At 70.2% G+C, this 6,687-nt stretch carries 6 protein-coding genes; 3 read left to right on the top strand and 3 right to left on the bottom strand.

The genetic code is table 11. The features are described from left to right. The 3 genes from A9X04_RS23560 to A9X04_RS23550 form a co-directional block, all read left to right on the top strand. Positions 1-843, top strand: an 843-nt coding sequence (locus tag A9X04_RS23560; RefSeq protein ID WP_067925764.1) for an alanine and proline-rich secreted protein Apa, incomplete at its 5' end; no start/stop codon positions are given. A 126-nt stretch (positions 844-969) separates the two neighbouring features. Then, positions 970-1,269: a GlsB/YeaQ/YmgE family stress response membrane protein gene (locus A9X04_RS23555; protein WP_067925754.1), complete on the top strand. Its 300-nt coding sequence runs from the start codon at positions 970-972 to the stop codon at positions 1,267-1,269. Positions 1,270-1,317: 48 nt separating this feature from the next. Beyond that, positions 1,318-2,346, top strand: a complete 1,029-nt coding sequence (locus A9X04_RS23550; RefSeq protein ID WP_067925751.1) for a zinc-binding alcohol dehydrogenase family protein — start codon at positions 1,318-1,320, stop codon at positions 2,344-2,346. Between the two features lie 6 nt (positions 2,347-2,352). On the opposite strand, the gene A9X04_RS23545 is transcribed toward A9X04_RS23550, so the two are convergent. The 3 genes from A9X04_RS23545 to A9X04_RS23535 form a co-directional block, all read right to left on the bottom strand. Further along, positions 2,353-3,117, bottom strand: coding sequence for a CPBP family intramembrane glutamic endopeptidase (locus tag A9X04_RS23545; protein WP_067925747.1), 765 nt, complete (start codon positions 3,115-3,117; stop codon positions 2,353-2,355). A gap of 101 nt (positions 3,118-3,218) precedes the next feature. Further along, positions 3,219-5,588, bottom strand: coding sequence for a phosphoketolase (locus A9X04_RS23540; RefSeq protein WP_067925744.1), 2,370 nt, complete (start codon positions 5,586-5,588; stop codon positions 3,219-3,221). A gap of 219 nt (positions 5,589-5,807) precedes the next feature. After that, positions 5,808-6,656, bottom strand: a complete 849-nt coding sequence (locus tag A9X04_RS23535) for an SDR family oxidoreductase (protein WP_067925741.1) — start codon at positions 6,654-6,656, stop codon at positions 5,808-5,810. Positions 6,657-6,687 lie beyond the last annotated feature (31 nt).

Below are 6,687 nucleotides of genomic sequence, written 5' to 3'. Positions count from 1 at the left end.
GCCCCGGCGACCACCCCGCCGCCGCCCGCGCCGCCGCCCGGCGCGCCGCCGGCGGCGACCGATCCGAATGCACCGCCCCCGCCGCCGGCCGACCCGAACGCACCGCCGCCGCCTCCCGTCGACCCGAACGCAGGCCGGGTGGCCAACGCCGTCGGCGGCTTCAGCTACGTCCTGCCCCCGGGCTGGGTGGAGTCGGACGCCTCCCACCTCGACTACGGCTCGGCGCTGCTGAGCAAGACGACCGGGCAGCCGCCGCTGCCAGACCAGCCGCCACCCGTCGCCAACGACACCCGCATCGTGATGGGCCGTCTGGACCAGAAGCTCTACGCCAGCGCCGAAGCCAACAACGCCAAGGCCGCGGTGCGGCTGGGCTCGGACATGGGTGAATTCTTCCTGCCGTATCCGGGCACCCGGATCAACCAGGAGGCGACCCCGCTCACCGGGGCCAATGGCATCACCGGCAGCGCGTCGTACTACGAGGTCAAGTTCAGCGACGCGTCCAAGCCCAACGGCCAGATCTGGACGGGTGTGGTCGGGTTGCCGGCGGCGAGTTCGCCCAACGCCGGACCGCCGCAGCGGTGGTTCGTGGTGTGGCTCGGGACGGCCAACGACCCGGTGGACAAGGGCGCGGCCAAGGCGCTGGCCGAATCGATCCAGCCCTGGGCGGCTCCGGCCGCACCGGCGCCCGGAGCACCGGTGGCCCCGGGTGCCCAACCGGCACCAGCAGCCCCGGCCCCCGGAGCGCCCGCACCCGCTCCGGCTTCGCCGGCTCCGGCTCCGGCACCGGCGGGGGAGAACAGCCCGACCGTCGCCCCCGCACCCCAGCGGACGCAATCGGCCTGACGGCCCGGGCGTCAGGTTGATGGGCTAACCGTCTCCGAATCGGACCCTTTTCCGTTACGCAAAGCGGGTATACCGAAGTGACGGCCCAGCAACTAGCTGGGCTTTGCCAGCGATAAGGAGACCCGCATGGACGTCATGGCAGCCACCGAATATCTGGCACGCTCAACAACGTTCACGAGCGTCGGCATCATCGGCTACATCATCATCGGCGGTCTGGCCGGTGCGCTCGCCAGCAAGATCATCCGGGGCAGCGGCGCCGGCATCCTGATGGACATCGTGATCGGCGTCATCGGCGCATTGATCGGCGGCTTCATCCTGAGCTTCTTCGTCAACACCGCCGGCGGCGGCCTGATCTTCACCTTCTTCACCGCGCTGCTGGGGTCGCTGATCCTGCTCTGGATCGTCGGCATGGTGCGCCGGACCTGATAACGGTCACCGCGTTGCGGCCGTGGTGGTTGGCGGCATGATGGACGAATGGCTTCACCGCTGACCACCACGACCATGCGGGCGTGGCGGGTGCGCCGGCCCGGGCCGATGGACACCGACCCGCTCGAGCAAGTCACCGCCGACGTGCCACGCCCGGGGCCGTTGGAGTTGCTGGTCGCCGTGCGCGCCTGTGGGGTGTGCCGCACCGACCTGCACGTCACCGAGGGCGACCTTTCCGTGCATCGCGACGGGGTCACGCCCGGCCACGAGGTGGTGGGCGAGGTTGTTGAGGTCGGGTCCGAGGCGGGCGATGCGTTCCGGGTGGGGGACCGCGTGGGCATCGCGTGGCTACGCCACACCTGCGGCGTGTGCAAGTACTGCCGCCGCGGCGACGAGAACCTGTGCCCGCAATCCCGCTACACCGGCTGGGACGCCGACGGCGGCTACGCCGAGTTCGCCAGGGTCCCTGCCGCTTTCGCGCATCCGTTGCCGGCCGGCTACACCGACGCCGAGCTGGCGCCGTTGCTGTGCGCCGGCATCATCGGCTACCGCTCCCTGCTGCGCGCGGATCTGCCGCCCGGCGGGCGGCTGGGACTCTACGGCTTCGGGGGAAGCGCCCACATCACCGCGCAGGTCGCGCTGGCGCAGGGCGCCGAGGTGCACGTGATGACCCGCGGAGCCCAGGCGCGTGAGCTTGCGATGCAGCTCGGCGCCGCCTCCGCGCAGGGCGCGGCCGATCCGCCGCCGGTGCCGCTGGATGCGGCGATTCTATTCGCGCCGGTCGGGGATCTGGTGCTACCCGCCCTGGAAGGGCTGGACCGCGGCGGCACTTTGGCGATCGCCGGCATTCACCTCTCCGACATTCCGCCGCTGAACTACCAGCGTCATCTGTTCCAGGAACGCCAGGTCCGCTCGGTCACCTCCAACACCCGGGCCGACGCGCGGGCGTTCCTCGAGTTCGCGGGCGAGCACCACATCGAGGTGACCACGCCGGAATATCCGCTGGACCAAGCGGATCGCGCGCTGGCCGACCTGAGTGCGGGCCGCATCGCCGGCGCGGCGGTGCTGCTGGTGTGACGGGCGTCAGGCCGTCAGGTGCCAGACCAGCGCGGCGGCCAGCGCGCCGAGCCCGTTCAGCGACCAGTGCAGGGCGATCGGTGCGATCAGGCTGCCGCTGCGGCGGCGTAGCCAGCTGAAGACGAAGCCGGCCGCGCCCGTGGCCAGCACGGCTCCGGTCACCCCGGCCAGCATCCCGACGAAGCCGCCACCGAACAGTCGGGTGAACCCGACGTTGCTGCTGGTGAGCCCGAGCGACGTCGCGACGTGCCACAGGCCGAACAGCAAAGAACCCGCCAGGGCGACCCCGCGGAAACCCCACGCCCGATGCAGCGCGCCGTGCAGCACGCCGCGGAACGCCAGCTCCTCCGGGATCACGGTCTGCAGCGGGATGATCACCATCGAGGCGATCAAGGCGCCGGAGACCGTGGCGTAGCGGTGGTTGAGGAACATCGGCCGGGTCATGGGGAGCAGCACCCCGACGGCGATCACCGAAGCGACGACGACCACCGCGGCCAGCGCGTAGGCCAGCCCCGACTTCCAGTGTTCGCGTCCCAAACCCAGGTCGGCCCAGTCCAGACCGTTCGCACGCATCAGGAAGACCAGGCCGACGGCGGCGGCGGGGACCGTGGCCACGCTGGCCCACGGCGTGGTGAAGTGGGCGACCAGGTTGGTCAGCACCAAGACCGCGACGACGACGGCGATGTCGAGGTGGATGCGAACCCGGTGCAGCGCCGAGAGCTGCGAGATCACCGGATGGTGAATGTCGGGCGTCCCGGCGGCGTCGAGCATCCGGCCAGTCTACCGGCGGCCCCCCGCGGCGACGGTTCAACGAGATTGCCGTCACGGTCGTCGTTCGCGCCCGAAGCACAACCGTGACGGCAATCTCGGCGTCAGGACCCCCAGGTCCAGCCCGCGATCTGCGGGTCGTCCTCGCCGTGTTCGCGGGTGTAGATCCGCGCCGCGAGCCGAGCGTCGACCGTGCGCTGGCGCAGCTCGGCAGCCCGGCTGGCCAGGCCGTCGACCCGGTCGATCACGTCCATGACCAGGTGGAACCGGTCGAGGTCGTTGAGCATCACCATGTCGAACGGCGTCGTCGTGGTGCCGCGCTCCTTGAACCCGCGCACATGGATGTGCGGGTGGTTGGTGCGGCGATAGGTGAGGCGATGGATCAGCCAGGGGTAGCCGTGATAGGCGAAGATGACCGGCTTGTCGCGGGTGAACAGCGCGTCGAATTCGCGGTCGGGCAGACCGTGCGGATGCTCGGATTCCGGCTGCAGCCGCATCAGGTCGACGACGTTGACCACCCGGACCGCCAGCTCCGGCAGTTCGCGGCGCAGGATGTCGGCGGCGGCCAGAATCTCCAGCGTCGGGATGTCGCCGGCGCAGGCCAGCACCACGTCGGGTTCACCGGTGGCGGTGCTCGCCCAGGGCCAGATGCCCAGCCCGCGCGCGCAGTGCGCGATCGCGGAGTCCATGTCGAGGTAGGCCAGGGCCGGCTGCTTGCCCGCGACGATGACGTTGATGTAGTCGCGGCTGCGCAGGCAGTGGTCGGCGACCGACAACAGGGTGTTGCCGTCCGGCGGCAGGTAGACCCGGGTCAGCTCGGCCCGCTTGTTGGCCACCAGGTCGATGAAACCGGGGTCCTGGTGCGACGCGCCGTTGTGGTCCTGGCGCCACACGTGCGAGGACAGCAGGTAGTTCAGCGACGCGATCGGCCGCCGCCACGGCAGCTCGCGGCTGGTGGCCAGCCACTTGGCGTGCTGGTTGAGCATCGAGTCGACGATGTGGACGAACGCCTCGTAGCAGTTGAACAGCCCGTGCCGGCCGGTCAGCAGGTAGCCCTCCAGCCAGCCCTGGCACAGGTGCTCGGAGAGCACTTCCATCACCCGACCGTCGGCGGCGAGGTTCTCGTCGTCGGGCCCGATCTCGGACAACCACACCTTGGCCGTCGACCCGTACACGGCGTCCAGCCGGTTGGAGGCGGTTTCGTCGGGGCCCATCAGCCGGAATCGGTCGCGGTTGCGGGCGATCACGTCCCGCAGGAAGGTGCCCAGCACCCGGGTGGCCTCGTGGGTCTCCGTCCCCGGGCGCGACAATTGAACCGCGTAGTCGCGGAAATCGGGCAGGTCGAGGTCGTGCAGCAGCAGGCCGCCGTTGGCGTGCGGGTTGGCGCTCATCCGGCGATCGCCGCCGGGGGCCAGCGCCCGCAGCTCGGCGCGCAGCCTGCCGTCGGCGTCGAAGAGCTCCTCGGGACGGTAGCTGCGCAGCCACTCCTCGAGCTGCGCCCGGTGCTGGGGGTTGTCGTGGGTTTCGGCCAGCGGAACCTGATGCGCCCGCCAGGTGCCCTCGACCTTCTTGCCGTCCACCACCTTGGGACCGGTCCAGCCCTTCGGCGTGCGCAGCACGATCATCGGCCAGACGGGACGCTCGAGACTCTTGCCGCCGCGCGCGGCGCGTTGGATGTCCGCGATGTCGTCGAAGGCCTCGTCGAGCGCACCGGCCAACTGCCGGTGCACGTCGGCCGGGTCGTCACCGGCGACCGTGATGGGCCGGTAGCCGTACCCGCGCAGCAGTGATTCCAGTTCGGGGTGGGGGATCCGGGCCAGCACGGTGGGGTTGGCGATCTTGTATCCGTTGAGCTGCAGGATGGGCAGCACCGCGCCGTCGGTCACCGGGTTGAGGAATTTGTTGGAGTGCCAGCTGGCGGCCAGCGGCCCGGTCTCGGCCTCGCCGTCGCCGATCACGCAGGCCACCACCAGCTCCGGATTGTCGAAGGCCGCGCCGTAGGCGTGCACCAGCGCGTAGCCGAGCTCACCGCCCTCGTGGATGGAGCCGGGCGTCTGGGCGGCCACATGGCTGGGGATACCACCGGGAAAAGAGAACTGGCGGAACAACTTTCGTAGCCCTTCGGCATCTTCCTCGATGCCGGTGTAAACCTCGCTGTAGGTGCCCTCCAGGTAGGCGTTGGCGACCAGCGCCGGGCCGCCGTGGCCGGGCCCGGTGACGTAGATGACGCTGGCGTCCCGGTCGCGGATGACCCGGTTCAGGTGCGCGTAGATCAGGTTCAGCGCCGGGGTGGTGCCCCAGTGTCCCAGCAGCCGCGGTTTGACGTGCTCGGGCGACAGCGGCTCGGTCAGCAGCGGATTGTCCAGCAGGTAGATCTGTCCGACCGACACGTAGTTGGCCGCGCGCCAGTAGGCGTTGATCAGGTCGAGTTGGTCGTCGGTCAGGGCAGCGGTGGTCCGGGTTTGGAGGCTCACCCCGCCGATTGTCCGCGCCCGCGGTGAACGGCGCCCGACGCGATCGCCGACTACTCCTGATGGCCGCGACCCACTTCACCCGGCTCCGCCGCGCTCGCGATCGCCGACTACTCCTGATGGCGGCGACCCACTTCACCCGGCTCCGCCGCGCTCGCGATCGCCGACTACCTGATCGCGGCGACCCGCTTCACCCGGCTCCGCCGCGCTCGCGATCGCCGTCTACTCTTCGCCGCGCGCCCGCGACTCGTAGGCCCTGCGCTTCTCGGCGTCGACGTGGTCGGTGAAGACGTGCTCGCCACCGAGCGCGCGGTTCAGCCCCTCCGACAGCGCGCGCGGCATGAACTTCTGCGACGCGATGATCGCGCCGGCAGTCTTGGTGACCCGCATCCGCGGCCGGGGATGCGCGACCAGCCTGACGATGGCCTCGGCGATGTCTGACGGCTCGGCGTTCTTGACGCCCTTGGCCCCGGAGGTGCCTGCGATCAGCTCGGTGTTCACGAACGTGGGCATCACGAGCGAAAATTTCACGCCGGACGAGCGGTTTTCGATCCGGGCGGCATCGGTGAACCCGATGACCGCGTGCTTGCTGGCGCAGTAGGTGGCCGCGCCCGCGATATACGTCTCGCCGGCCAGCGAGGCGACGTTGATGACGTGGCCGGAGCGGCGGGGAGCCATGCGCTGGACCGCCAGCTTGCTGCCCAGGATCACGCCGTAGACGTTGATGTCGAGGACGCGCCGGGTCACGGAGTCGGGCTCGTCGACGATCCGGCCGAGCGGCATGATGCCGGCGTTGTTGACCAGCACGTCGATCGGGCCGAGTTGGCGTTCCACCTCGTCGAGGAAGTCCGAGAACGAGTGCGGGTCGGTGACGTCGAGTTTGCCGTAGACGTCCAGGCCGAGCGCGGCGCCGGATTCCTTTACCCGCACCTCGTCGACGTCGCCGATCGCGACTTGGGCGCCGAGATTGTGCAGCGCGGTCGCGGTGGCCAGCCCGATGCCGCGGGCGCCGCCGGTGATCACGATGACCTTGCCGCGAACCTTGAGGCCAATCGATGCCGTGTCTGCCATTGCCATACCCTCCGGATTCTTGACGGGTGTC

Source organism: Mycobacterium sp. E3247, assembly GCF_001667785.1.
Classification (GTDB): domain Bacteria; phylum Actinomycetota; class Actinomycetes; order Mycobacteriales; family Mycobacteriaceae; genus Mycobacterium.
Note: the sequence above shows the minus strand (reverse complement) of the source record. Positions and strands in the feature narration are given on the sequence as shown.